The sequence below is a fragment of the Streptomyces sp. NBC_00647 genome (genome assembly GCF_045207245.1).
Taxonomy (GTDB): Bacteria; Actinomycetota; Actinomycetes; order Streptomycetales; family Streptomycetaceae; genus Streptomyces.
In genome coordinates this window covers 2554222-2579703 of the sequence record NZ_CP109040.1, presented here as the reverse complement: position 1 = coordinate 2579703, position 25482 = coordinate 2554222, and the positions used below count along the sequence as shown (strand labels likewise).

The following is a 25482-nucleotide window of genomic DNA, read 5'->3' as shown; positions in this document are numbered from 1 at the left end:
ACATTATGGGGGTTCCATGGGCTGAACGGAGAGCGCCGAGGTGCCCGGCACCGGCGGGAGCTCCCGGCCGCCCCGCACCGGCACAGGGGTGAGGGGCGGCACCCCCCGTGGGAGCCGCCCCTCACCCGACCGCCGAGACCTACTTGTCGTCGAGCAGGTCCTGCACCTTGCCGCGGACGTCGTCCGTGGCGAGACCGCGGATCGTCAGCGTCGTACGGCGGCGCAGCACGTCGTCCGCCGTCTCGGCCCACTCGTTGTCCCGGGCGTAGACGACCTGCGCCCAGATCTCCGGGGCGTCCGGGTGGACGCGCTCGCCGAGCTCGGGGTTCTCGTTCGCCAGCCGGGCGATGTCGAAGGCCAGCGAGCCGTAGTGGGTGGCCAGATGCCTGGCCGTGTCGGCGGCCATGCGCGGGCCGGGCGCCGGGCCGTCCACCAGGAGACGGTGCGCGACCGCGCGCGGGTTGGCGACACCGGGGAGCGGCAGCTTCCTCGGCAGCTCGGAGATCGGCTCGAAGTCCTCGCCCAGCGGACGGCCCGGCAGCGCCTCCAGCTTCTTCATGACCGTACGGCCGATGTGCCGGAAGGTGGTCCACTTGCCGCCCGCGACGGACAGCATCCCGCCGCGGCCCTCCGTGACGACCGTCTCGCGCTTGGCCTTCGACGTGTCGCCGGGGCCGCCCGGCAGCACCCGCAGACCGGCGAAGGAGTACGTGATCAGGTCACGGGAGAGCTGCTGGTCGCGTATGGAGAACGCGGCCTCGTCGAGGATCTGGGCGGTGTCCTTCTCGGTGACCGAGACGTCCGCCGGGTCGCCCTCGTACTCCTCGTCGGTGGTGCCGAGCAGGAGCATGTCCTCCCACGGCAGCGCGAAGGTGATGCGGTACTTGTCGATGGGGGTGGCCAGTGCGGCCTTCCACGGCGAGGTCCGCTTCAGGACCAGATGCGCGCCCTTCGAGAGACGGATCGACGGCGCGGCATTCGGGTCCTCCATCCGGCGCAGGTGGTCCACCCACGGGCCGGTCGCGTTCAGTACGAGACGGGCCTCGACGCCGAACTCGTCGCCGGACAGCCGGTCCCGAAGGTCCGCGCCCGTCACCCGGCCCCGGGTGAAGCGCAGGCCCGTGACCTCGGCGTGGTTCAGCACGGCTGCGCCCGACTCGACGGCCGCGCGCACCGTCATGAGGGCCATGCGGGAGTCGTTCATCTGGTCGTCGCCGTACACGGCCACGGCCTTGAGGTTGTCGGTACGCAACTCGGGCACGTCCTGCGCGGCCTTGGAGGGGCTCAGCAGGTGTCCCACGCCGTCACCGAAGGCCGACAGGGCGGAGTAGGCGAAGACGCCCGCTCCGAGCTTCGCCGCGCCGTGCGGCCCGCCCTTGTACACGGGGAGGTAGAAGGTGAGCGGGTTCGCCAGGTGGGGGGCCACCTGACGGGAGACCGCACGGCGCTCGAAGTGGTTCTCCGCCACCAGCTTCACCGCGCCGGTCTGCAAGTAGCGCAGACCGCCGTGGAGAAGCTTGGAGGAGGCGGAGGAGGTGGCGCCGGCGAAGTCGCCGGCGTCGACCAGCGCCACCCGCAGTCCGGACTGCGCGGCGTGCCAGGCGGTGGAGATGCCCAGGATGCCGCCGCCGATGACGAGGAGGTCGTACGTTGCCTTGGAAAGCTGCTCCCGGGTCTCGGCGCGGCTCGGGTTGGAGCCGGAGGCCGGGTGCGTACCGAGGGCAGGCACGGACTGCAGGGTGGGCTGGCTGGTCATTGCGGGTTCTTACTCCTCGTCAGTTCTCGTCTTCGATCCAGCCCATGGTCCGCTCGACGGCCTTGAGCCAGCTCTTGTACTCACGGTCGCGGACATCCGCGTCCATGTTGGGGGTCCATTCCGCGGCCCGGCGCCAGTTGGCGCGCAGGTCCTCGGTGTTGGTCCAGAAGCCGACGGCGAGGCCGGCGGCGTAGGCGGCGCCGAGGCAGGTGGTCTCGGCGACCATCGGGCGCACCACGGGGGCGTCCAGGACGTCGGCCAGGGTCTGCATCAGCAGGTTGTTGGAGGTCATGCCGCCGTCGACCTTGAGGGCCGTGAGCTCGACACCGGAGTCCTTGGTCATGGCGTCGCTGATCTCACGGGTCTGCCAGGCGGTGGCCTCCAGGACGGCGCGCGCGATGTGCGCCTTGGTGACGTACCGGGTCAGGCCGGCGATCACACCGCGGGCGTCGGGACGCCAGTACGGGGCGAACAGGCCGGAGAAGGCCGGCACGAAGTAGGCGCCGCCGTTGTCCTCGACCGAGGACGCGAGCGTCTCGATCTCGGCGGCGGACTTGATCAGGCCCATCTGGTCGCGCATCCACTGCACCAGCGAACCGGTGACGGCGATGGAGCCTTCCAGGGCGTAGACCGGCTCCTGGTCGCCGATCCGGTAGCCGACCGTGGTCAGCAGGCCCGAGTACGAGTTGATGATCTTGTCACCGGTGTTCATCAGCATGAAGGTGCCGGTGCCGTAGGTGGACTTGGCCTCGCCCTCGGAGAAACAGGTCTGGCCGAACAGGGCCGCCTGCTGGTCGCCGAGCGCGGAGGCGACCGGGATGCCGCCGAGCAGGTCGCCGAGCGGTCCGCCGGTGACCTCGCCGTAGACCTCGGCGGAGGAGCGGATCTCGGGCAGCATGGCCAGCGGGACGCCGATGGACTCGGCGATCTTGTCGTCCCACGCCAGGGTGTGCAGGTTCATCAGCATGGTGCGGGAGGCGTTGGTCACGTCGGTGACGTGCTTGCCGCCGTCGACCCCGCCGGTCAGGTTCCAGATGACCCAGGTGTCCATGGTGCCGAAGAGGATGTCCCCGGCCTCGGCGCGCTCGCGCAGGCCCTCGACGTTGTCGAGCAGCCAGCGGGCCTTGGGGCCGGCGAAGTACGACGCGAGCGGCAGGCCGGTCTCGCGGCGGAACCGGTCCTGGCCGACGTTGCGGCCGAGTTCCCGGCACAGGGCGTCGGTGCGGGTGTCCTGCCACACGAGGGCGTTGTGGACGGGCTCACCGGTGTTCTTGTCCCACAGCAGCGTGGTCTCACGCTGGTTGGTGATGCCGATGGCCTTGATGTCGTCGCGGGTGATGCCGGCCTTGGAGATGGCTCCGGCGACGACCTCCTGGACGTTGGTCCAGATCTCGGCGGCGTCGTGCTCGACCCAGCCCGGCTTCGGGAAGATCTGCTCGTGCTCCTTCTGGTCGACGGAGACGATGCGTCCGTCGCGGTCGAAGACGATGCAGCGGGACGACGTGGTGCCCTGGTCGATCGCGGCGATGAAGGGGCCGGCGGTGTGTGCGTCGGTCACGGTGTGCTCCTGGGATCCGTGGGAAAGGGGCTGTATACGGCGCGGTGCTTCAAAGCGTGCTGTGCGGCTCGCGGCTCTTTGGGGCGCGGCTTCCTAGCGTGCTGGAGCGGGGGCTCCTAAGCGAAGGCGACGTTGTATATGCCTGCCGCGATCGCGCCGCCGATGAGCGGGCCGACGACCGGTATCCAGGCGTAGCTCCAGTCGGATCCGCCCTTGTTGGGCAGGGGGAGCAGGGCGTGCACGATGCGCGGACCGAGGTCACGGGCCGGGTTGATCGCGTAGCCGGTGGGGCCACCGAGCGAGAGGCCGATGCTCACCACCACGAAGGAGGTGATCAGGGCGCCCAGGGTGCCCAGGCCGTTGCCGTCGTTGTTCAGGCCCTGCGTGAGGATCGCGAGGATCAGGACGACGGTGCCGATGATCTCGGTGGCGAGGTTCTGTACGACGTTCCGGATCTCGGGGCCGGTCGAGAAGACCCCGAGCACGGGGCCCGCGCCGGTCTCCTGGGCCTCGACGGCCTTGGTCTTGGTGGCCTGCGCACCCGGACCGCCGACGATCTCGCGGTCGGTGAGGTGGGCGAGGAACTGGCCGTAGTAGGCGACCCAGACCAGCGCCGCACCGATCATGGCGCCGAGCATCTGCCCGCCCCAGTAGGTGGCGAGATTGCTGTAGTCGTCGTCCTTGATCGCCAGCGCGAGCGTCACGGCCGGGTTGAGGTGGGCGCCGGAGAGCGGCGCCGAGATGTAGACCGCGGTCATGACCGCGAAGCCCCACCCGAAGGCGATGGCGAGCCAGCCGGCGTTGCGCGCCTTGGAGGCCTTCAGCGTGACGGCGGCGCACACGCCACCGCCGAGCAGGATGAGTACGGCGGTACCGATGGTCTCGCCGATGAAGATGTCGGAGCTGGACACCCGCGACTCCTTTGTCCTTCGTCCAGGGGAAGCCGAACCCCGGGTCCCTCCGGTGGTTCGTGCTCTCGGGGAGTGAGAGCGATCTCGGCCCTGGCATTGCCACACTCTAACGCGTATTGCCGGTAGGTGTTCGACAATGTCGACCGATGGACGGGAGTCTTGCTCTCGCGTTACCAGCTCGTCAAGAGCTCCGTTATCGAAAGCACGATCGTTATTGATCGGCGTGTGCTATCGATGCGTCGTCGCTCGTCCGGGGACACGACAAAGGCCGGGAAGCATCCCGCTTCCCGGCCTCGAGCCGTACGAACGTCCGAGCGTTCGCGCCGGTCAGAACCGCCCCGCGCCCAGGTCCCGCGACACCGCGCGGGCACAGTCCCGTACGGCCGCGATCAGGTCGGGGCGCAGTTCCCCGTCCTTGCAGACCCGTTCCACGGCTCCGGTGATGCCCACCGCGCCCACCGGCATCCGCCGCCGGTTGTGGATCGGGGCCGCGACCGAGGCGACCCCCGTCCAGGTCTCCTCGACGTCGTCCGCGTACCCGCGCGCGCGGGTCACGTCGAGGACGCCCTCGAACTGCTCCAGCTCGCTGATCGTCCGCGGCGTGAACGCCTTGCGGTCGACCTCGAGGACCTCGCTGTGCGCCACCGGGTCGTAGGCCGACAGCACCTTGCCCAGCGCCGTGGAGTGCAGGGGCTGCATCGCCCCGACCTCCAGGACCTGACGGCTGTCGTCGGGCCGGAAGACGTGGTGCACGATCAGCACGCCCTGCTGGTGCAGCACGCCCAGATAGACGCTCTCGCCGCTGGAGCGGGCCAGGTCGTCGGTCCACACCAGGGCGCGGGCCCGTAGTTCGTGCACGTCGAGATAGGTGGTGCCGAGGCGCAGCAGCTCGGCGCCCAGCTGATAACGCCCGGAGGCCGTGTCCTGCTCGACGAACCCCTCCTGCTGGAGGGTGCGCAGAATGCCGTGGGCCGTACCCTTGGCCAGGCCCAGCGAGGAGGCGATGTCCGACAGGCCGAGCTGTCGCTCGCCGCCCGCGAGCAGCCGCAGCATCGCTGCCGCCCGTTCGAGCGACTGGATGTTCCGTGCCATCGCCGTGCTGCCTCCGTCCCCTTGGACCGTCGGCGTGCGACTGCCCGCTGCCGTTCGGCAATGTCGAACACTACCGGTCGTTACCGATCTCCCGCCAATGGGTGGTCGCCCTACGTTTCGTCGGCCTGCACGCCGACGTCACCCGCGCCACACCCGTCCGGCTCGTGGACGCCCACGACTGATCGGCGGTGCTCCGGGCTACCCTGACGGCGTGCGCCTTCCATGGGAAGCGCAAAGCCGACAGCCGTCGCACTCCAGGGAGCACCTTCATGGCCTCGTTGCCGAACCCGTCCCTTTCGTCCGGTCTTTCCGAAGGCCGGGAGCGAACCGACGCACTCCGAGAAGCGCTCGCCACCCGCGTGGTGGTGGCCGACGGCGCGATGGGCACGATGCTTCAGGCGCAGGACCCGACGCTTGAGGACTTCGAGAACCTCGAGGGCTGCAACGAGATCCTGAACGTCACCCGCCCCGACATCGTCCGATCCGTCCATGAGGCGTACTTCGAGGTCGGTGTCGACTGCGTCGAGACGAACACCTTCGGGGCGAACCACTCGGCGATGGCCGAGTATGACATCGCGGACCGCGTCCACGAACTGTCCGAGACCGGGGCCCGGCTCGCCCGCGAGGTCGCCGACGAGTTCGGCGCCCGCGACGGCCGTCAGCGCTGGGTCCTCGGCTCGATCGGCCCCGGCACGAAGCTGCCGACGCTGGGCCATGTCGCGTACGGGACGCTGCGGGACGGCTTCCAGGCCAACGCCGAGGGCCTGCTCGCCGGCGGCGCGGACGCGCTGATCGTGGAGACGACCCAGGACCTGCTGCAGACGAAGTCCTCCGTGCTCGGCGCGCACCGCGCGATGGAGGCGACCGGCGTCCGGGTACCGCTGCTGGTCTCGATGGCCTTCGAGACCACCGGCACCATGCTGCTGGGCTCCGAGATCGGCGCGGCACTGACCGCGCTGGAACCGCTCGGCATCGACATGATCGGCCTGAACTGCTCGACCGGCCCCGCCGAGATGAGCGAGCACCTGCGCTACCTCACCCGGCACTCCCGCATCCCGCTCCTGTGCATGCCGAACGCCGGTCTGCCGGTCCTGACGAAGGACGGCGCCCACTTCCCCCTCGACGCCGAGGGCCTGGCCGACGCCCAGGAGAACTTCGTACGCGACTACGGCCTCTCCCTGGTCGGCGGCTGCTGCGGTACGACGCCGGAGCACCTGCGCCAGCTGGTGGAGCGGGTGCGCGGGGTCGCGCCCACCGAGCGCAGCCCGCGGCCCGAGCCCGGCGCCGCCTCCCTCTACCAGACCGTCTCGTTCCGCCAGGACACCGCGTACATGGCGATCGGCGAGCGGACGAACGCCAACGGCTCGAAGAAGTTCCGCGAGGCCATGCTCGAGGCCCGCTGGGACGACTGTGTGGAGATGGCCCGCGACCAGATCCGCGAGGGCGCGCACATGCTCGACCTCTGCGTCGACTACGTCGGCCGGGACGGCGTCGCCGACATGGACGAGCTGGCCGGCCGCTTCGCCACCGCCTCCACCCTGCCGATCGTCCTGGACTCCACCGAGGTCCCGGTGATCCGCGCGGGCCTGGAGCGACTCGGCGGGCGCGCGGTCATCAACTCCGTCAACTACGAGGACGGCGACGGGCCCGAGTCCCGGTTCGCGAAGGTCACGCGGCTCGCCCAGGAGCACGGTGCCGCGCTGATCGCGCTGACCATCGACGAGGAGGGCCAGGCCCGCACCGTCGAGACCAAGGTCGCCATCGCCGAGCGGCTCATCGAGGACCTGACGGGCAACTGGGGCATCCACGAGTCCGACATCCTCATCGACACCCTGACCTTCACGATCTGCACGGGCCAGGAGGAGTCCCGCAAGGACGGCATCGCGACGATCGAGGCGATCCGCGAACTCAAGCGCCGCCGCCCGGACGTCCAGACCACGCTCGGCCTGTCCAACATCTCCTTCGGCCTCAACCCGGCCGCCCGCATCCTGCTCAACTCGGTCTTCCTCGACGAGTGCGTCAAGGCGGGCCTGGACTCGGCGATCGTGCACGCGTCCAAGATCCTGCCGATCGCCCGGTTCAGCGAGGAGGAGGTCACCACCGCCCTCGACCTCATCCACGACCGCCGGGCCGAGGGCTACGACCCGCTGCAGAAGCTGATGGCGCTGTTCGAGGGCGCCACCACCAAGTCGCTGAAGGCGGGCAAGGCCGAGGAACTTGCCGCGCTGCCCCTGGACGAACGCCTCAAGCGGCGGATCATCGACGGCGAGAAGAACGGACTGGAGGCCGACCTCGCCGAGGCCCTCCAGGACCGACCGGCCCTCGACATCGTCAACGAGACGCTGCTGGACGGCATGAAGGTGGTCGGCGAACTGTTCGGTTCCGGCCAGATGCAGCTGCCGTTCGTGCTCCAGTCCGCCGAGGTCATGAAGACCGCCGTCGCCTTCCTCGAGCCGCACATGGAGAAGTCGGACGCGGAGGGCAAGGGCACCATCGTGCTGGCCACCGTGCGCGGCGACGTCCACGACATCGGCAAGAACCTCGTCGACATCATCCTGTCGAACAACGGCTACAACGTCGTCAACCTCGGCATCAAGCAGCCGGTCTCCGCGATCCTGGACGCCGCCCAGGAACACCGGGCCGACGTCATCGGCATGTCCGGGCTCCTGGTCAAGTCCACGGTGATCATGAAGGAGAACCTGGAGGAGCTGAACCAGCGCGGCCTGTCCGCCGACTACCCGGTGATCCTCGGCGGCGCGGCCCTGACCCGGGCCTACGTCGAACAGGACCTGTACGAGATCTACCAGGGCGAGGTGCGCTACGCCCGCGACGCCTTCGAGGGCCTGCGCCTGATGGACGCGCTGATCGGCGTCAAGCGCGGAGTGCCCGGCGCGGTGCTGCCCGAACTCAAGCAGCGCCGAGTGCGGGCCGCCGCCGCCACGGCCGTCGAGGAGCGCCCGGAAGAGGGCCACGTCCGCTCCGACGTCTCCGTCGACAACCCCGTTCCGAAGCCGCCCTTCTCGGGCACCCGCGTGATCAAGGGCATCCAGCTCAAGGAGTACGCCTCCTGGCTGGACGAGGGCGCCCTGTTCAAGGGGCAGTGGGGTCTCAAGCAGGCCCGTACCGGCGACGGTCCGACGTACGAGGAACTGGTCGAGACCGAGGGCCGGCCCCGGCTGCGCGGGCTGCTGGACAAGGTCCAGACCGACAACCTGCTGGAAGCGGCCGTGGTCTACGGCTACTTCCCGTGCGTCTCCAAGGACGACGACCTGATCATCCTGGACGAGCAGGGCAACGAGCGGACCCGCTTCACGTTCCCCCGCCAGCGCCGGGGCCGCCGGCTGTGTCTGGCCGACTACTTCCGCCCGGAGGAGTCGGGGGAGACCGACGTCGTCGGCCTCCAGGTCGTCACCGTCGGCTCCCGGATCGGCGAGGAGACCGCCAAGCTCTTCGAGTCCAACGCCTACCGCGACTACCTCGAACTGCACGGCCTGTCCGTGCAGCTGGCCGAGGCGCTCGCCGAGTACTGGCACGCGCGCGTGCGCTCGGAGCTGGGATTCGCGGGGGAGGACCCGTCCGAGATCGAGGACATGTTCGCCCTGAAGTACCGCGGCGCCCGCTTCTCGCTCGGCTACGGCGCCTGCCCCAACCTGGAGGACCGCGCCAAGATCGCGGACCTTCTCGAGCCCGAGCGGATCGGCGTCCACCTCTCCGAGGAGTTCCAGCTCCACCCGGAGCAGTCCACCGACGCGATCGTGATCCACCACCCGGAGGCGACGTACTTCAACGCACGGTGACCACTCCGACGCGCTGGAGCGCGCCACCACGCACACTGATCGGATAAGTCGTACACTGGTCGGTCCACCGCAGGCCGGTCGCCCCTTGGCGAAAAAAGGGGCGACCGGCCTGATCGTCCCTCAAGGAGGTGCGCCAGGATGACCAGTACGGTCCCCGCGCTCGGAACTCGTACGGCCGAAGGCTCCGCCCTGCAGGCTGTGCTCCTCGACATGGACGGCACCTTGGTGGACACCGAGGGGTTCTGGTGGGACGTGGAGGTGGAGGTCTTCAGGGCTCTCGGTCACGCGCTGGACGACTCCTGGCGCCATGTGGTCGTCGGCGGTCCGATGACGCGCAGCGCGGGCTTCCTCATCGAGGCCACCGGTGCCGACATCACCCTCGCCGAGCTGACCGTGCTGCTCAACGACGGGTTCGAGGAGCGCATTGGCCGTTCTCTGCCCCTGATGCCGGGTGCGGCCCGGCTTCTCGCCGAACTCGCGGCGTACGAGATCCCCACCGCGCTGGTCTCCGCCTCGCACCGGCGGATCATCGACCGTGTCCTGGGCTCGATCGGCTCCCACTTCTTCGCGCTGACCGTCGCGGGCGACGAGGTGGAGCGGACCAAGCCGTTCCCCGACCCGTACCTGCTCGCGGCTTCGGGGCTCGGTGCCGAGCCGGCGAGGTGCGCCGTCATCGAGGACACCTCGACCGGCGTCGCCTCCGCCGAGGCCGCGGGCTGCCAGGTGGTCGTCGTGCCCTCGGTCGCGCCCATCGCCCCGGCCGCCCGCCGCACGGTGGTCACCTCCCTGGAAGAGGTCGACCTGCCCTTTCTGCACCGTCTGATGACGGAAATGCGTTAGGCGTTCACCGAGCGTGGGTCACCGAAACACTCAGCGTGCGGTACGGGAATGCGCGGAAAGCGCCGGCGCTGCCGTGTGGTAACCGCGAGCGACGTGTCCCCGGGAATTGATATCGGGGCGGATGGCTGAATTCCGGTACTTGCTAATCGAGTTGACGGTGTGATGTTCGTCACGTAACCGAGGGTCGACAGTCGGACCGACTTGTGCCCTCACCCCCCATTCGTGCGGGCCCGACGTGCCCTTGTGTCCCGATTGATGGAATGCTGCACTATTTCCTTCCCGTGTCGGGTTATCGGTGCGTCCACGCCCGGTATCGCAGCGTGAGCGGGAGGCGGCTCCGGTACCTGTGAGCCGTCGCCGTGGTGCGGACTAATGTCATCGCCAGAACATCGCCGTAACCCCGTGACCCGCCGCGCCACCCTTGCATGCCGGTTCGCGGAAACTACAGCTCTGGAGAAACTCGAGCATGAACCGCAAGACTTTGGTGCTGCCGGCCGTGGTTGGCCTGCTCGCCCCGGTGCTCGCCGCGTGTGGTGGGTCCGACAGCGGGAGCAACAGCGGCGATGCCATCGTTGTCGGCACCACGGACCGGTTCACCGTGTCGAAGGATGCCCCGGCTCCGTTCGACCCGGCGTACGCGTACGACGTCGGCACCTGGAACGTCCTCCGCCAGACCGTGCAGACGCTGATGGTCCAGCCCCGTGGTGACGGTGATCCCCAGCCTGAGGCAGCCGAGAAATGCGGCTTCACCGACAGCGGCAACGAGCGCTACTCCTGCACGCTGCGCAAGGACCTGAAGTTCGCCAGCGGTGACTCGATCACCGCGAAGGACGTCAAGTTCTCGATCGACCGCGCGCGGGCCATCAAGGCGGACTCCGAGGTGTACGCCCTGCTGTCCACCATCGACACCGTCGAGACGCGGGGCGACCGCGAGGTGATCTTCCACCTCAACAGCGCCGACGCGACCTTCCCGTTCAAGCTGTCGACCCCGGTCGCCGGCATCGTGAACCCGAAGGACTACGACAAGCGCAAGCTGCGCGACGGCTTCTCCGTCGACGGCTCCGGCCCGTACACCCTCGAGACCGAGGTCAAGGACGACGCCGTCGTCAAGGCCGTGTTCACCAAGAACTCCCACTACCAGGGCCAGTTGAAGGTGAACAACTCCAAGGTCGAGCTGCGCTCCTTCGACGACGCCGCGGCCATGGGCACGGCCCTCGAAAAGGGCGACATCGACCTGATGACCCGCTCGATGACGCCGGACCAGATCAAGAAGCTGGACAGCGCTTCGGGCGGCAACATCGACCTGAACGAGATGCCCGGCCTGGAGATCCGCTACCTGGCCTTCAACACCGACGCCTCGACGGTGAAGTCGCAGGCCGTCCGCCAGGCCATGGCGCAGATCATCGACCGCGGTGAGCTCGTCTCCAAGGTCTACGGTTCGCAGGCCCAGCCGCTCTACTCGCTGGTCCCGGCCGCCATCACGGGCCACTCCAACGCGTTCTTCAACAAGTACGGGGAGCCGAGCGTCAGCCGCGCCCGGGCGCTGCTCACCAAGGCAGCCATCACCACCCCGGTGAAGATCACCCTGCACTACGCGACCGACCACTACGGTGCGGTCACCGCGAAGGAGTTCCAGGTCCTGAAGGACCAGCTCAACAAGAGCGGTCTCTTCGAGGTCCGCACCCAGGGCACGAGCTGGGACAAGTTCGTCCCGGCCGAGCGCGCCGGCCACTACGACGTCTGGGGCATGGGCTGGTTCCCCGACTTCCCGGACGCCGACAACTACCTGGCGCCGTTCCTCGACAAGAACAACTTCCTCAAGTCGCCGTACGCGAACAGCGACATCATCAACAACCTGATCCCCGCGTCCCGTCGCGAGCCCGACCGCATCACCGCGTCGAAGAGCCTCACGGAGATCCAGAACATCGTCGCCAACGACGTCCCGCTGATCCCGCTGTGGCAGGGCAACCAGTACATCGCCGCGCGCGACGACATCACGGGCTCGGAGTGGGCGCTCAACTCCTCCTCCACCCTTCAGCTGTGGGAACTCGGCCGCGGTGTGAGCGAGTGACCGACTGACACGACCCGGGGCCTGACCGCCCCGGGTCCGGCCCGGGGCCCAACGGTCCCGGGTTCACCAGATCCAACGACAAGGCACGTGCAAGTGAATATGCGTAACCAGTGGCCAGTCCTGCCGATTGTGGCGGGGCTGGCCTCCGGCCTGCTGACCGGCTGTGGCTCGGAGACGGGCGATTCCGGGAGCAGTGGCTCCTCCGTGGTGATCGGGATGTCCGACGACGTCCTCGCCACCGACCCGGCTTCCGGCTACGACCCAGGATCGTGGCTGTTGTTCAACAACGTCTTCCAGTCGCTGTTGAGCTTTCCCAAGGGCGGTACCGAGCCCGAGCCGGAAGCGGCCAAGGAGTGCGCGTTCACGGACGCCGACACCAGCGTCTACCGGTGCACGCTGCAGGACGGACTGAAGTTCAGCAACGGTGACGCGCTCACCTCGGCGGACGTGAAGTACTCCTTCGACCGCATGCTGAAGATCAACGACGGTGCCGGCCCGGCGATCATGTTCCCCATGCTCGACACGGTCAAGACGCCGGACGCCCGGACCGTCGTCTTCCACCTCAAGTACCCCGACGCCACCTTCCCGAGCAAGATCGCCTCCGGCGCCGGCTCGATCGTGGACCACCAGGAGTACGCCACCAACGGGCTCCGCGAGGACAACGAGGCGGTCGGCTCCGGCCCGTACAAGCTCGACTCGTTCAGCGACGACAAGGCCGTCTTCTCGGTCAACCCGAACTACAAGGGCACCGCCGAGCCCAAGAGCCCCAGCATCACGCTGAAGTTCTTCCACGGCGACCAGGACCGCCTGAAGAAGGCGCTCATGGGCGACCAGCTCGACGTCGCCTACCGAGGCCTCGCCGCCGCCGACATCGCGGACATCGAGAACGGCACCACGAACGACAGCGGCATCAACGTCGTCGAGGGATCCAGCGCCGAGGTCCAGCACCTGGTCCTCAACATGAACGACCCGGTGACGGGCAAGCTCGGCGTCCGCAAGGCCATCGCCTACCTCCTGGACCGCGACGCCCTCGTCGACGACGTCTACCAGGACACGGCGACGCCGCTGTACTCGATCATCCCGGCCGGCATCACCGGCCACAGCACGTCCTTCTTCGACACCTACGGCGCCCGCCCCTCGCGGTCCAAGGCCGAGGCCGCGCTGGCCACCGAGGGCATCACCGGCAAGGTGAAGCTCACGCTCTGGTCGACCCCGTCGCGTTACGGTCCCTCCACGGACGCGGAGTTCAAGGCGATCGCCAAGCAGCTCAACGCCAGCGGACTGTTCGACGCGACCGTGAAGTCCGTCGCCTACAGCCGGTACGAGAAGGACATCGCCAAGGGCAAGTACGGCGTGTACGTGAAGGGCTGGGTGCCCGACTACCCGGACCCGGACAACTTCACGGCCCCGTTCTTCGGCAAGGGCAACGTACTGAACAACAACTTCACCAACAGCACGATCACGGGCAGCCTCATCCCGAAGACGGCCGCCGAGAGCGACCGCTCCTCGACCGAGGCCGAATTCGGCAGGCTCCAGGAGCTGGTCGCCGGGGACCTGCCGGTCATCCCGATCTGGCAGGCCAAGCAGTACGCCGTCGTGCGCGACAACGTGTACGGCATCGAGAACTGCCTCGACGCCTCGACCGTGTTCCGCTTCTGGGAGATCAGCAAGGACTGACCCCGCGCGGCCACCGGCCGTCGTACGCAAAGGGCGCCCGCTCCTTCCCGGAACGGGCGCCCTTCGCACTGCCTGCGGCGGGCCGGGACCCACCGGCGAACCGGCCCTACTGCGCCCCGGGACGCACCAGCCCGCTCTCGTACGCGTACACCGCGGCCTGCACCCGGTCACGCAGCCCCAACTTCGTCAGGACATGCCCCACATGCGTCTTGACCGTGGTCTCGCTGACGAACAGGTCGGCCGCGATCTCCGCGTTCGACAGCCCGCGCGCCACCAGCTTCAGCACCTCGACCTCGCGGTCGGTCAGCGTGTGCAACGTGTCCGGAACCGGCTCGTCGCCGGAGGGCAGATGCCCCGCGTACTTGTCGAGCAGCCGACGCGTGATGCTCGGCGCGAGCATCGCCTCGCCCGCCGCGACCACCCGGATCGCCTGCACCAGCTCATTCGCGGGCGCGTCCTTGAGGAGGAAACCGCTCGCGCCCGCGCGCAACGCCTCCACCACATACTCGTCGAGGTCGAACGTCGTCAGGACGAGCACCTTCGCCGGACCGTCCCGGCCGGGGCCGGTGATCTGCCGGGTCGCCTCCACACCGTCCATCCGCGGCATACGGATGTCCATCAGAACCACATCGGGCTGCAGGGCACGAACCTGATCGAGCGCCTGGAGACCGTCACCGGCCTCGCCGACGACCGCCAGGTCCTGCTCCGCTTCCAGAATCATCCGGAAGCCGGTGCGCAGCAGCGGCTGGTCGTCGACCAGTAGGACGCGGATGGCCACGTAAGTCTCCTTCGCTAGTCCGGCCCCATTCTGCCCTGCTCCCGGGGCCCCGACTCGGGCGCCCTGACCGGGAGCGGATACACGGGGGGAGTACCACCGAATTCCGGGCACACCGCCTGGTGGTCGCACCAGCCGCAGAGCTTGGTGGGACGCGGCCGCCACTCACCCGTCTCCGTCGCCAGCCGGATGGCATCCCACAGGGCCAGCAGCTTGCGCTCCACCCGCTCCAGGTCCTCGATCACCGGGTCGTACGTCAGCACGTCACCGCTGCCGAGATAGACGAGCTGGAGCCGGCGCGGGACCACCTGCTTCAGCCGCCACACCACCAGGGCGTAGAACTTCATCTGGAACAGGGCACCCTCGGCGTACTCCGGCCGCGGCGCCTTTCCCGTCTTGTAGTCGACGATCCGGACCTCGCCCGTCGGGGCCACGTCGACCCGGTCGATGATGCCGCGCAGGGTCAGCCCGGAATCGAGCCGCGCCTCGACGAACAGCTCCCGCTCCGCCGGCTCGAGCCGCGTCGGGTCCTCCAGCGTGAACCAGCGCTCCACCAGCTGCTCGGCCTCGGCCAGCCAGCCCGCGAGCCGCTCGCCCTCCGGGTCGTCGGCGAACAGCTCCACGACCTCCGGCCTGCTCTCCCGCAGCCGGTCCCACTGGCCGGGGATCAGCGACTTGGCGCGCGGCGCGGTCCGGTCCACGGCCGGGGCGTCGAAGAGCCGCTCCAGGACGGCGTGCACCAGCGTCCCCCGGGTCGCCGCCGCACTCGGCTTCTCGGGCAGCTTGTCGATCACCCGGAAGCGGTACAGCAGCGGACACTGCATGAAGTCACTGGCACGCGAGGGCGACAGCGAAGCCGGCGCGCGCGCGACCACCGGGGCCGGTCCGTCGCCGGCGGTCGCGACGGCTTCGGCGGCCGCGGCCGCTTCGTCGGGCGCTGCGCCCTCGGTGCTGGTTTCCATGACGACAGACTCTACGGCCCGCCACTGACAGTGACCCCGCCCCGGCGGGGCGACGGCGCGGAAAACAGAGGGGGTGCCGGGGCGGAACGTGCCGCGACCGCCGCATACCATCGACCACAGACCCTCCTGCTCCGCACGACCGGGGGCGGGAGACGCTTCGAACGAGGGGACATCGTGGACGAGAGCGGCGGGAGCGGGCAGCCGCGGTCCGGTACCGGCGAGGCGACCGAGCACCACGAGAGGCCTCGGGCCTCCGCCGAGCCGACCGCCGACGCCACGCGCACCGGAGAAGCCGGGCCCGAGACCCCCACCGGGCCGGCGCCCACGGCCCCCGATCACGACTCCCGGACCGAGGCGGACACCGACGGGGACACCGCGGCCCGGGCCGAGACCGCGACGCCCGCCAGGGCCGAGGCCGACTCCGGCTCCCCGGCCCCCACCGGGTCCGGGGCCGACGACGGCACCACGGCTCACGACAGGACCGGATCCGAGGAGCACCCGGAGCCCGGTCCGGAGTCCGCGCCCGCCACCGGAGCGTCCCTGGACCCGCTGGCGAAGGCCCCCGCCGCCACCGAGGAGACCGGAGCCCACGGCGAGTCCCGCGAGACGTCGGACGGCCCGGACCGGCCGCACGGAGAGCCGTCGGACTTCACCCCCCGTGACGACCTCACCGACACCCACCGGACCCTTGCCCACACGGGCAACGGCAAGAGGCGCCCCCCGCGCCGCCCGAAGGAGCCCGGCGGCGGACTGCTGATGGGCCGGCCGTTCGGCGTGCCCGTCTACGTCGCCCCCAGCTGGTTCCTCGTCGCGGCCCTCATCACCTGGGTCTTCGGCGGCCAGCTCGACCGCGTCCTGCCCGAACTCGGCGCAGCCCGCTACCTCGTGTCCCTCTTCTTCGCGGTCGCCTTCTACGCCTCCGTACTCGTCCACGAACTCGCCCACACCGTCGCGGCCCTCCGCTTCAAACTGCCCGTGCGCCGGATCCAGCTCCAGTTCTTCGGCGGTGTCTCGGAGATCGAGAAGGAGGCCGAGACGCCGGGCCGCGAGTTCGTGCTCGCCTTCGTCGGCCCGCTGCTCTCCCTCGTCCTGTCCGGCGTCTTCTACCTGGCCATGCTGCCCGTCGAGCCCGGCACGGTCCCCGGCGTCCTGCTGGCCGGCCTGATGATCTCCAACCTCATCGTGGCCGCCTTCAACCTCCTGCCCGGCCTGCCCCTCGACGGCGGCCGCATGCTCCGGGCCGTCGTCTGGAAGATCACCGGCAGGCCGATGAGCGGCACCGTCGCCGCCGCCTGGGTCGGCCGAGCCCTCGCCGTCTCCGTGCTGATCGGACTGCCCCTGCTCACCCAGTCCGAGGCACTCGGCGCCGCCCCCGAGGACCTCGGCGGCATGGACACCGTCACCGACGCCCTGCTCGCCGCCATCCTCGCGGCGATCATCTGGACCGGCGCCGGCAACAGCCTCCGGATGGCCCGGCTGCGCGAACACCTGCCGGAACTGCGCGCCCGCTCCCTCACCCGGCGAGCGGTCCCCGTGGAGACCGGCACCCCGCTCTCCGAGGCCCTGCGCCGCGCCAACGACGTCGGCGCCCGCGCCCTTGTCGTCGTCGACGCCGACGGCGAACCGCTCTCCCTGGTCCGCGAGGCCGCCATCGTCGGCGTCCCCGAGCACCGTCGGCCGTGGGTCGCCGTCAGCGGCCTCGCCCAGGACCTCACCGACGGCATGCGGGTCTCCGCCGAACTCGCCGGCGAGGACCTCCTCGACGCCCTGCGCGCCAGCCCCGCCACCGAGTACCTGGTGGTGGAGGACTCCGGCGAGATCTACGGCGTCCTGTCCGCCGCGGACGTGGAGCGCGCCTTCGTGAAGGCCATGGCCCGGCCCTCCTGACGGTGGTCGGCGGCCCCGTCCGGGACCGGTAGGCTGTTCACATGTCCGAACCGACCGGTGCCGCCCGCAGGCGCGGGCCCTTCAAGGTCGGGGACCAGGTTCAGCTGACCGACCCCAAGGGCCGCCACTACACGTTCACGCTCGAGGCCGGGAAGAATTTCCACACCCACAAGGGTTCCTTCCCCCACGACGAGCTGATCGGTGCTCCCGAGGGCAGCGTTGTCCGCACCACGGGGAACGTCGCCTATCTCGCGCTGCGCCCCCTGCTCCCCGACTACGTCCTGTCCATGCCCCGCGGCGCCGCCGTGGTCTACCCCAAGGACGCGGGGCAGATCCTGGCCTTCGCCGACATCTTCCCCGGCGCCCGCGTCGTGGAGGCGGGGGTCGGCTCCGGCTCGCTCAGCAGCTTCCTGCTGCGCGCCATCGGCGACCAGGGCATGCTGCACTCCTACGAGCGCCGCGAGGACTTCGCCGAGATCGCCCAGCAGAACGTGGAGCGCTACTTCGGCGGGCCGCACCCCGCCTGGCAGCTCACCGTCGGCGACCTCCAGGACAACCTGAGCGACACCGACGTCGACCGCGTCATCCTCGACATGCTCGCCCCCTGGGAATGCCTGGAGGCGGTCTCCAAGGCGCTCGTCCCCGGTGGCATCCTCTGCTGCTACGTGGCGACCACCACCCAGCTCGCGCGGACTGTCGAGTCGATCCGCGAGATCGGCTGCTTCAACGAGCCGACCGCCTGGGAATCGATGATCCGCAACTGGCACATCGAAGGCCTGGCCGTCCGCCCGGACCACCGGATGATCGGCCACACCGGCTTCCTGCTCACCGCCCGCCGCCTCGCGGACGGCGTCGAGCCGCCCATGCGCCGCCGCCGCCCCGCCAAGGGCGCGTACGGCGAGGACTACGCCGGCCCGAACGCCGACGGCGGCGCCGGCCGCTGACGTACCCAACGCCCCACTGATGTGGCCGAGTTCCCGGACGTGCCCGGGAACTCGGCCACATCGCTTTTGCGTTGACGCACCACTGGATCCCGTCCGTCCGCCCTCCGCCGAGCGCCCGGCCGACGGGTCCACGGACCGCGCCGACAGGGCACCCGCAAGGCTGCTGACGGAGCGTCGGCCACCCGGTGGACGGGTGCGCGGGCCCGCCGGCAGGCCGCCCGGAAGCCGGCCGACGGTACTGCCACGTCCGTGGGCAGGCCGCCCCGCACAGAGGCCGACGGGCCGCCGCGAGCCCGGCCGGCCCGCCCGCGGCGCGCGTGAACCGACCGCCCCGAGGCAGCCGACGAGGCACGCTCCCGAACCCGGCCGACGGGTCCGCCGAGCCGGCACCAGGTCGCGCGGAAGGCGGCCCGCAGGTCCACCGAGGAGCCGGGCCGCACGTCTCCGGGGCTCCCACCCGGCGCATCCGCCGGGGCCGTGCCAACACGCCCCCGGGACGGCGCGGAAAATCCCTGCCGGACTTCTTCACAACTCCGGACCCCGCCGTTCCACCAGGCTGTGACGTGTGGCACCATGCGGGACACCCCCACCCCCACCGGCACAGCCCTCACGGGAGACACTCCTAGTGCAGCAATCCGCCGTCCCGGAACTGGCACACACGCACACCAGCCCCATCCAGTGGGTCGCCACGGCCACCGCCATCGCCGGCGTCGTGGCGCTGTCCTCGGTCCTCCAGCCCGATCCCGCGACGGCCGCCCAGCCAGGCGCCGGCGCGAAGCCGGCGACAGCCCCGGTGGCCGCCCCCGACCCGGCCGGCGTGGACTACCCGATCACCTGCGGGCCCACCAAGGTGCTCGTCGACAAGAAGGCCTCCGGGGACCTGGACGGCGACGGCCGCCCCGAGACCGTGGCCGTCGTCCGCTGCGACGCCGGCTCGGGCACACCGCCCAGCGGCGTCTACGTCCTCACCCAGGCCGAGGGAGCGAAGGGGCCCCGCGTCGTGGCGACCCTGGTCGATCCCAAGGACCGCCTCAGCGTCACCGACTTCGCGGTGCGCGACGGAGCCGTCACCGCCACGCTCCTCGGCTACTCCTCGGCCGACGTACCGAGTTGCTGCCCGGACGTGAAGGACAGCGCCAAGTGGCAGTGGAAGAACGGCGCGTTCGTGCGCTCGACACCGCCCGAAGCACGGAGCGTGTGAGCGCCCCCTCGCGAGGCCCGGACAAAAGAAAACACCCTCCGCACGGCGGAGGGTGTGAGGAACCAGACATCAGGTGACGCGGAGTGCCCGAATAATCACTCCGCGTCGGGGCCGTAGACCTCGACCTTGTCCGAAACCCGACGGACATGGATGCAGTCGCCCGGGCACTCCTTCGCCGAGTCGGTCACATCGCGCAGAAGCGGCAGGGGTACGGGCGTTGTGGCGCCCACGGCCTGCAGCAGCTCGTCCTCGGGGCTCTTCACGTAGGCCAGACCGTCGATGTCCAGCTCAAAGACCTCGGGCGCGTACTGGACGCAGATCCCGTCGCCGGTACAGAGATCCTGGTCGATCCAGACCTCAAGCGCCTCGCCGTCGACTCCGGCCTCCTGCTGCACGGTCATTTCTCCTGCCGTTTTCTGCGTCGAGCGGACCGAAGACTGGGGAATCGGGCCAGCTCTGACGGGTGTTGAACACTTCGACCCTACCTCCGCCCGCTTCCCAATCATGTTCGGTGGGTATTCCCCTGGCGTGAGGGAGAGCGCAAGGGTGAAGATCGGACACACCCCTACAGTCTTTGTGATCTAGGGGTTTCAATCGACACCCACCCAGGTAGGGTCTGGAAGCGTCCAGCTCCCCTTGGAGGAGGTGAGGACCGTGGCAGCCCACGACGACGACATGAACCGCGGCATCCGCCCGGGACGAGGGTCCGATGACCCCGCCGGGCAGATTGCCTACCTTGAGCAGGAGATCGCCGTCCTGCGACGCAAGCTCGCCGACTCTCCGCGGCACACGAGGATTCTCGAAGAGCGGATCGTCGAGTTGCAGACGAACCTGGCAGGCGTGTCCGCACAGAACGAGCGGCTCGCGAACACGCTCCGTGAGGCCCGCGACCAGATCGTGGCCCTCAAGGAAGAAGTCGACCGGCTCGCGCAGCCGCCGGCCGGCTTCGGTGTCTTCCTCACGGCGAATGAGGACGGCACGGCGGACATCTTCACCGGGGGCCGCAAGCTCCGGGTGAACGTCAGCCCCAGCGTGGAGCTCGAAGAGCTCAGGCGCGGCCAGGAAGTGATGCTCAACGAAGCTCTCAACGTGGTCGAGGCCATGGAGTACGAGAGCGTGGGCGACATCGTCACCCTCAAGGAGATCCTCGAGGACGGCGAGCGCGCCCTCGTACAGGGGCACACCGACGAGGAACGGGTGGTGCGGCTCGCCGAGCCGCTCCTGGACGTCAATATCCGTCCCGGGGACGCCCTGCTCCTCGAACCCCGATCCGGCTATGTCTACGAGATCGTTCCGAAGAGCGAGGTCGAGGAACTCGTCCTCGAAGAGGTCCCGGACATCGGCTACGAGCAGATCGGCGGTCTGGGCGGCCAGATCGAGATGATCCGCGACGCGGTCGAGCTCCCGTACCTCTACCCCGACCTCTTCAAGGAGCACGAACTGCGGCCGCCCAAGGGCGTCCTGCTGTACGGGCCCCCCGGATGCGGAAAGACGCTCATCGCCAAGGCCGTGGCCAACTCACTGGCCAAGAAGGTCGCCGAAGTGACCGGACAGGCCACCGGCAAGAGCTTCTTCCTCAACATCAAGGGCCCCGAGCTCCTCAACAAGTACGTCGGCGAGACCGAGCGGCAGATCCGCCTCGTCTTCCAGCGCGCACGGGAGAAAGCCAGCGAGGGCACCCCCGTCATCGTCTTCTTCGACGAGATGGAATCCCTCTTCCGCACCCGCGGATCCGGCGTCAGCTCGGACGTGGAGAACACCATCGTCCCGCAGCTGCTCGCCGAGATCGACGGCGTGGAGGGCCTGCAGAACGTCGTGGTCATCGGCGCCTCGAACCGCGAGGACATGATCGACCCCGCCATCCTGCGGCCCGGACGACTCGACGTGAAGATCAAGATCGAGCGCCCGGACGCCGAAGCGGCGAAGGACATCTTCCAGAAGTACCTCACCGAGCGTCTCCCGCTGCACTCCGAGGACGTGGGAGAGCACGGCGGCGACAGGGCGGCCACCGTCCACGGCATGATCCAGACAGCCGTGGAGCAGATGTACGCCGAGTCGGAGGAGAACCGCTTCCTGGAGGTCACCTACGCCAACGGTGACAAGGAAGTCCTCTACTTCAAGGACTTCAATTCCGGCGCCATGATCGAGAACATCGTGGGCCGCGCCAAGAAGATGGCCATCAAGGACTTCTTGGAACACAGCCAGAAGGGCCTTCGGGTCTCCCATCTCCTCCAGGCCTGCGTGGACGAGTTCAAGGAGAACGAGGACCTGCCGAACACCACCAACCCGGACGACTGGGCCAGGATCTCCGGAAAGAAGGGCGAACGGATCGTTTACATCCGTACGCTCATCACCGGAAAGCAGGGCGCGGACACCGGACGCTCCATCGACACGGTGGCCAACACCGGTCAGTACCTGTAAAAGACAGGGCGGCTGCGGGTGCCCTCGGCGGGTACCCGCAGCCGACTGTTTTTCAGGACATGACCGGAGCACAGCAATGACGCAAATGATCTCCCCACCAGCGCAAAGGCGTTCTAGGCTCTTTCGTACCGCCGAGTCGCGCAGTGCGGGGACGGGCACCGCACACGCACCGGAGCGCCAGCGGTACTTGAGCAGCGCCCCCGACCGAGGGCGCCGCCGGGCAAGGAGGGCCGCATGACCGTACGGCGAGTAATGGGCATCGAGACGGAGTACGGGATCTCCGTCCCCGGTCACCCCAACGCCAATGCCATGCTCACCTCGTCCCAGATCGTCAACGCCTACGCGGCGGCGATGCACCGGGCGCGCCGCGCCCGCTGGGACTTCGAGGAGGAGAACCCGCTGCGGGACGCACGAGGCTTCGACCTCGCCCGGGAGACCGCCGACTCCAGCCAGCTCACCGACGAGGACATCGGCCTGGCCAATGTCATCCTCACCAACGGGGCACGGCTGTACGTCGACCACGCACACCCGGAATACAGCTCCCCCGAAGTCACCAACCCCCGGGACGCGGTCCTGTGGGACAAGGCCGGCGAGCGGATCATGGCGGAGGCCGCGGAGCGGGCGGCCCAGCTCCCGGGCGCCCAGCCGATCCACCTCTACAAGAACAACACCGACAACAAAGGCGCCTCGTACGGCACGCACGAGAACTACCTCATGAAGCGGGAGACCCCGTTCTCGGACATCGTGCGGCACCTCACGCCGTTCTTCGTCTCACGTCAGGTCGTCACCGGAGCGGGCCGCGTCGGTATCGGCCAGGACGGGCACGAGCACGGCTTCCAGCTCAGCCAGCGAGCCGACTACTTCGAGGTCGAGGTGGGCCTCGAGACCACGCTCAAGCGCCCCATCATCAACACCCGCGACGAGCCGCACGCGGACGCGGAGAAGTACCGCCGGCTGCACGTGATCATCGGGGACGCGAACCTCTCCGAGATCTCGACCTATCTGAAGCTCGGCACGACGGCGCTCGTCCTGTCCATGATCGAGGACGGCTTCATCGCCGTCGACCTGGCCGTCGACCAGCCCGTACGCACCCTCCACCAGGTCTCCCACGACCCGACCCTCAAGCGCCTGGTCACGCTCCGCAGCGGACGCACACTCACCGCGGTGCAACTGCAGATGGAGTACTTCGAACTCTCGCGCAAGTACGTCGAGGAGCGGTTCGGCTCGGACGCCGACGAACAGACCAAGGACGTCCTGCTGCGCTGGGAGGACACCCTGAACCGCCTGGAGAACGACCCGATGAGCCTCTCCGGAGAGCTCGACTGGGTCGCCAAGCGGGAGCTCATGGAGGGCTACCGGCGCCGTGACAGCCTCGACTGGGACGCCGCCCGGCTGCACCTGGTCGACCTCCAGTACGCGGACGTACGGGCCGAGAAGGGCCTCTACAACCGTCTCGCGGCCCGAGGCAAGATCAAGCGCCTGCTGGACGAGAACGAGGTCGAGCGGGCCCGCACCAAGCCGCCGGAGGACACCCGGGCGTACTTCCGCGGACGCTGTCTGGAGCAGTACGCGGACGACGTGGCGGCGGCCTCCTGGGACTCGGTGATCTTCGATCTGCCGGGCCGGGATTCGCTCCAGCGCGTTCCAACCCTTGAGCCGCTTCGCGGAACGCGTAATCACGTCAAGGAACTCCTGGACCGCTGCCGTACGGCCGAGGACCTGGTCAGGGTCCTGTCGGGCAACTGAACTTCCGCCCGGACGGCCACGGCCGGACAGGGTGGAATACCCGGCGTACGGGAATCATCGAGGTGGCCCCCGTACGTTGGACAAACTGCGGGGCCGATGTCGGACCCTGCTTGTAGGGTCTGATCAAGAACGTCGAACCGAGCGGGGTGAGGGTTATGGCGACCAAGGACACCGGCGGCGGACAGCAGAAGGCGACGCGTTCCACCGAGGAGGTCGAGGAGCAGGCGCAGGACGTACAGGCGACCGACGACCTCAAGGAACGCCAGGAAAAGCTGAGCGACGACGTCGACTCGGTTCTGGACGAGATCGATGATGTCTTGGAGGAGAACGCCGAGGACTTCGTTCGATCATTCGTTCAGAAGGGCGGCGAGTAGCCTTCGAATCTAAGGCCACGGGGGGCTTCGGGTTGGAGAAGGAAAAGGGTGTGAAGTGTTGCGTGCGGTGCGGCGAAGCCAAACCGCACGCGGCCTTCGCTCGTAAGCGGTCCAATCTCGACGGTCTGCAGCATCACTGTCGAGATTGCGCGTCGGACTATCACCGAAAACGTCAGCTGAGCCTCGGGCGGAAGGTTCGCCCTCAGGTGGACGTGCCCGAGGGACACAAGCTCTGCCTCAAATGCGGTGAGGTCGAGCCGTGGACCGAGTGGCATCGCAATGCATCGGCTTCGGGCGGTCTCTCGACGCGTTGCAAAGTGTGTCGAGCCGCCGAGGGACGCGCCGGGCACTTGAAGCGCTACGGCCTCACCGACGCCGGGCGTGACGCGATGGTCGCCTCTCAAAAGGGGCTCTGCGTGATCTGCTTGAAAGCTCCCGCCATTCATGTGGATCACTGCCACAAGACGGGTAGTGTCCGTGGCGTACTGTGCTTCAACTGCAATTCGGCCATCGGCAAGTTGGGAGACGATCCCGACGCTGTTCGTCGGGCTGCCGCCTACCTGGAGGGAAACGCGTGGAAGCCAACACTCGTAGCACCGGGCGTCTACCGGCTGCCTTCCTGACGCCCGGGTCGTCGTCCTTCATGGACTTCCTGTCCGAGCACCAGCCGGAGATGCTGCCGGGCAAGCGGCAACTGCCGCCCGTCCAGGGTGTGATCGAGGCCCCGCACGGCACGACCATCGTCGCCGTCACGTTCCCCGGCGGGGTCGTCCTCGCCGGCGACCGGCGGGCCACGATGGGGAACGTCATCGCTCAGCGGGACATCGAGAAGGTGTTCCCGGCCGACGAGTACTCGGCGGTGGGCATCGCCGGTACGGCTGGTCTGGCCGTGGAGATGGTGAAGCTGTTCCAGCTGGAGCTGGAGCACTTCGAGAAGGTGGAGGGCGCTCAGCTCTCCCTGGAGGGCAAGGCGAACCGCCTGTCCACGATGATCCGTTCCAACCTCGGCATGGCCATGCAGGGCCTCGCCGTGGTGCCCCTCTTCGCGGGCTTCGACGTGGACCGCGACAAGGGCCGCATCTTCTCGTACGACGTCACCGGCGGCCGCTCCGAGGAGCACGGCTACGCGGCCACGGGCTCCGGCTCGCTCTTCGCGCGCAGTGCCATGAAGAAGCTCTACGCCAAGGACCTGACCGAGGACCAGGCCACGACGCTGGTCATCCAGGCCCTGTACGACGCGGCCGACGACGACTCGGCGACCGGTGGTCCCGATGTCGCGCGCCGGATCTACCCGATCGTCACCGTGATCACCGAGAGCGGCTTCCGCCGGCTCACCGACGAGGAGTCCTCCGAGATCGCCCGCGCGATCCTGGAGCGGCGACTCGAGCAGCCCGACGGCCCGCGCGCCGCGCTGCTCTGAGACCGGTCTCTTTTCCCAGGTGATCCAGTGACTTCGACAGAAAGGGACGG

General features: G+C 69.0%; 19 protein-coding genes. 12 read left to right on the top strand and 7 right to left on the bottom strand.

Going from position 1 to position 25482, the window contains the following annotated elements; translation table 11 throughout:
* Window positions 1–139: 139 nt before the first annotated feature.
* The 4 genes from OG788_RS11365 to OG788_RS11350 all read right to left on the bottom strand — a co-directional run bounded on the left by OG788_RS11365 (window position 140) and on the right by OG788_RS11350 (window position 5317).
* Entirely contained in the window at window positions 140–1756 is a 1617-nt protein-coding gene (locus OG788_RS11365; protein ID WP_406370492.1) for an FAD-dependent oxidoreductase, read from the bottom strand.
* Window positions 1757–1775: 19 nt separating this feature from the next.
* On the bottom strand, window positions 1776–3314 hold the full coding sequence (gene glpK / locus OG788_RS11360) for a glycerol kinase GlpK (protein ID WP_266756857.1): 1539 nt from the start codon (window positions 3312–3314) through the stop codon (window positions 1776–1778).
* 116 nt (window positions 3315–3430) lie between these two features.
* On the bottom strand, window positions 3431–4225 hold the full coding sequence (locus OG788_RS11355; protein WP_351547137.1) for an MIP/aquaporin family protein: 795 nt from the start codon (window positions 4223–4225) through the stop codon (window positions 3431–3433).
* A 327-nt stretch (window positions 4226–4552) separates the two neighbouring features.
* Window positions 4553–5317, bottom strand: coding sequence for an IclR family transcriptional regulator (locus OG788_RS11350; RefSeq protein ID WP_351547134.1), 765 nt, complete (start codon window positions 5315–5317; stop codon window positions 4553–4555).
* A gap of 269 nt (window positions 5318–5586) precedes the next feature.
* Here OG788_RS11350 and metH point away from each other — a divergent pair, with 269 nt between their 5' ends.
* The 4 genes from metH to OG788_RS11330 all read left to right on the top strand — a co-directional run bounded on the left by metH (window position 5587) and on the right by OG788_RS11330 (window position 13702).
* Entirely contained in the window at window positions 5587–9114 is a 3528-nt protein-coding gene (metH, locus tag OG788_RS11345) for a methionine synthase (RefSeq protein WP_406370490.1), read from the top strand.
* A gap of 138 nt (window positions 9115–9252) precedes the next feature.
* Window positions 9253–9954 (top strand): HAD family phosphatase, encoded by a 702-nt coding sequence (locus OG788_RS11340; RefSeq protein ID WP_351547128.1) that lies wholly within the window; start codon window positions 9253–9255, stop codon window positions 9952–9954.
* Window positions 9955–10420: 466 nt separating this feature from the next.
* Window positions 10421–12025: an ABC transporter substrate-binding protein gene (locus OG788_RS11335; RefSeq protein WP_406370488.1), complete on the top strand. Its 1605-nt coding sequence runs from the start codon at window positions 10421–10423 to the stop codon at window positions 12023–12025.
* A 93-nt stretch (window positions 12026–12118) separates the two neighbouring features.
* The gene (locus tag OG788_RS11330) at window positions 12119–13702 is read left to right on the top strand and encodes an ABC transporter substrate-binding protein (protein WP_406370487.1); all 1584 of its coding nucleotides are present in this window, start codon (window positions 12119–12121) and stop codon (window positions 13700–13702) included.
* Between the two features lie 106 nt (window positions 13703–13808).
* On the opposite strand, the gene OG788_RS11325 is transcribed toward OG788_RS11330, so the two are convergent.
* Both OG788_RS11325 and OG788_RS11320 read right to left on the bottom strand, forming a co-directional pair.
* Window positions 13809–14480 (bottom strand): response regulator transcription factor, encoded by a 672-nt coding sequence (locus OG788_RS11325; RefSeq protein ID WP_261702934.1) that lies wholly within the window; start codon window positions 14478–14480, stop codon window positions 13809–13811.
* A 14-nt stretch (window positions 14481–14494) separates the two neighbouring features.
* Window positions 14495–15439 carry a RecB family exonuclease gene (locus tag OG788_RS11320; protein ID WP_406370485.1) on the bottom strand — a complete coding sequence of 315 codons (945 nt, stop codon included), beginning with the start codon at window positions 15437–15439 and terminating at the stop codon, window positions 14495–14497.
* 174 nt (window positions 15440–15613) lie between these two features.
* Here OG788_RS11320 and OG788_RS11315 point away from each other — a divergent pair, with 174 nt between their 5' ends.
* The 3 genes from OG788_RS11315 (at window position 15614) to OG788_RS11305 (ending at window position 19471) form a co-directional block, all read left to right on the top strand.
* Window positions 15614–17326, top strand: coding sequence for a site-2 protease family protein (locus OG788_RS11315; protein ID WP_406370483.1), 1713 nt, complete (start codon window positions 15614–15616; stop codon window positions 17324–17326).
* Between the two features lie 41 nt (window positions 17327–17367).
* Window positions 17368–18270 carry a tRNA (adenine-N1)-methyltransferase gene (locus OG788_RS11310; protein ID WP_037628452.1) on the top strand — a complete coding sequence of 301 codons (903 nt, stop codon included), beginning with the start codon at window positions 17368–17370 and terminating at the stop codon, window positions 18268–18270.
* A gap of 625 nt (window positions 18271–18895) precedes the next feature.
* Window positions 18896–19471 carry a hypothetical protein gene (locus tag OG788_RS11305; protein ID WP_406370481.1) on the top strand — a complete coding sequence of 192 codons (576 nt, stop codon included), beginning with the start codon at window positions 18896–18898 and terminating at the stop codon, window positions 19469–19471.
* A gap of 95 nt (window positions 19472–19566) precedes the next feature.
* Here OG788_RS11305 and OG788_RS11300 read toward each other — a convergent pair whose 3' ends face one another.
* Window positions 19567–19872, bottom strand: a complete 306-nt coding sequence (locus OG788_RS11300; protein WP_266756837.1) for a ferredoxin — start codon at window positions 19870–19872, stop codon at window positions 19567–19569.
* Window positions 19873–20125: 253 nt separating this feature from the next.
* On the opposite strand from OG788_RS11300, the gene arc reads away from it, so the two are divergent.
* From arc to prcB, 5 genes are all read left to right on the top strand, one after another.
* Window positions 20126–21892, top strand: coding sequence for a proteasome ATPase (gene arc / locus OG788_RS11295; RefSeq protein WP_266756835.1), 1767 nt, complete (start codon window positions 20126–20128; stop codon window positions 21890–21892).
* Window positions 21893–22126: 234 nt separating this feature from the next.
* Window positions 22127–23638: a depupylase/deamidase Dop gene (gene dop / locus OG788_RS11290; RefSeq protein WP_351547109.1), complete on the top strand. Its 1512-nt coding sequence runs from the start codon at window positions 22127–22129 to the stop codon at window positions 23636–23638.
* A 155-nt stretch (window positions 23639–23793) separates the two neighbouring features.
* Window positions 23794–24012: a ubiquitin-like protein Pup gene (locus OG788_RS11285; protein WP_406370480.1), complete on the top strand. Its 219-nt coding sequence runs from the start codon at window positions 23794–23796 to the stop codon at window positions 24010–24012.
* 32 nt (window positions 24013–24044) lie between these two features.
* A complete protein-coding gene (locus tag OG788_RS11280; protein WP_406370479.1) occupies window positions 24045–24635 on the top strand; it encodes an endonuclease VII domain-containing protein in 591 nt (196 codons plus the stop codon).
* On the top strand, window positions 24587–25432 hold the full coding sequence (gene prcB, locus OG788_RS11275; RefSeq protein WP_351547105.1) for a proteasome subunit beta: 846 nt from the start codon (window positions 24587–24589) through the stop codon (window positions 25430–25432). Before OG788_RS11280 ends, prcB begins: the two co-directional genes overlap by 49 nt.
* Window positions 25433–25482 lie beyond the last annotated feature (50 nt).

What these genes read in the sequence shown, in the direction of transcription:
- OG788_RS11365 (WP_406370492.1), bottom strand. Translation starts at nt 1,756, where the DNA reads ATGACCAGCCAGCCCACCCTGCAGTCCGTGCCTGCCCTCGGTACGCAC.
- OG788_RS11350 (WP_351547134.1), bottom strand. Translation starts at nt 5,317, where the DNA reads ATGGCACGGAACATCCAGTCGCTCGAACGGGCGGCAGCGATGCTGCGG.
- metH (WP_406370490.1), top strand. Translation starts at nt 5,587, where the DNA reads ATGGCCTCGTTGCCGAACCCGTCCCTTTCGTCCGGTCTTTCCGAAGGC.
- OG788_RS11340 (WP_351547128.1), top strand. Translation starts at nt 9,253, where the DNA reads ATGACCAGTACGGTCCCCGCGCTCGGAACTCGTACGGCCGAAGGCTCC.
- OG788_RS11335 (WP_406370488.1), top strand. Translation starts at nt 10,421, where the DNA reads ATGAACCGCAAGACTTTGGTGCTGCCGGCCGTGGTTGGCCTGCTCGCC.
- OG788_RS11320 (WP_406370485.1), bottom strand. Translation starts at nt 15,439, where the DNA reads ATGGAAACCAGCACCGAGGGCGCAGCGCCCGACGAAGCGGCCGCGGCC.
- OG788_RS11310 (WP_037628452.1), top strand. Translation starts at nt 17,368, where the DNA reads ATGTCCGAACCGACCGGTGCCGCCCGCAGGCGCGGGCCCTTCAAGGTC.
- OG788_RS11300 (WP_266756837.1), bottom strand. Translation starts at nt 19,872, where the DNA reads ATGACCGTGCAGCAGGAGGCCGGAGTCGACGGCGAGGCGCTTGAGGTC.
- dop (WP_351547109.1), top strand. Translation starts at nt 22,127, where the DNA reads ATGACCGTACGGCGAGTAATGGGCATCGAGACGGAGTACGGGATCTCC.
- OG788_RS11285 (WP_406370480.1), top strand. Translation starts at nt 23,794, where the DNA reads ATGGCGACCAAGGACACCGGCGGCGGACAGCAGAAGGCGACGCGTTCC.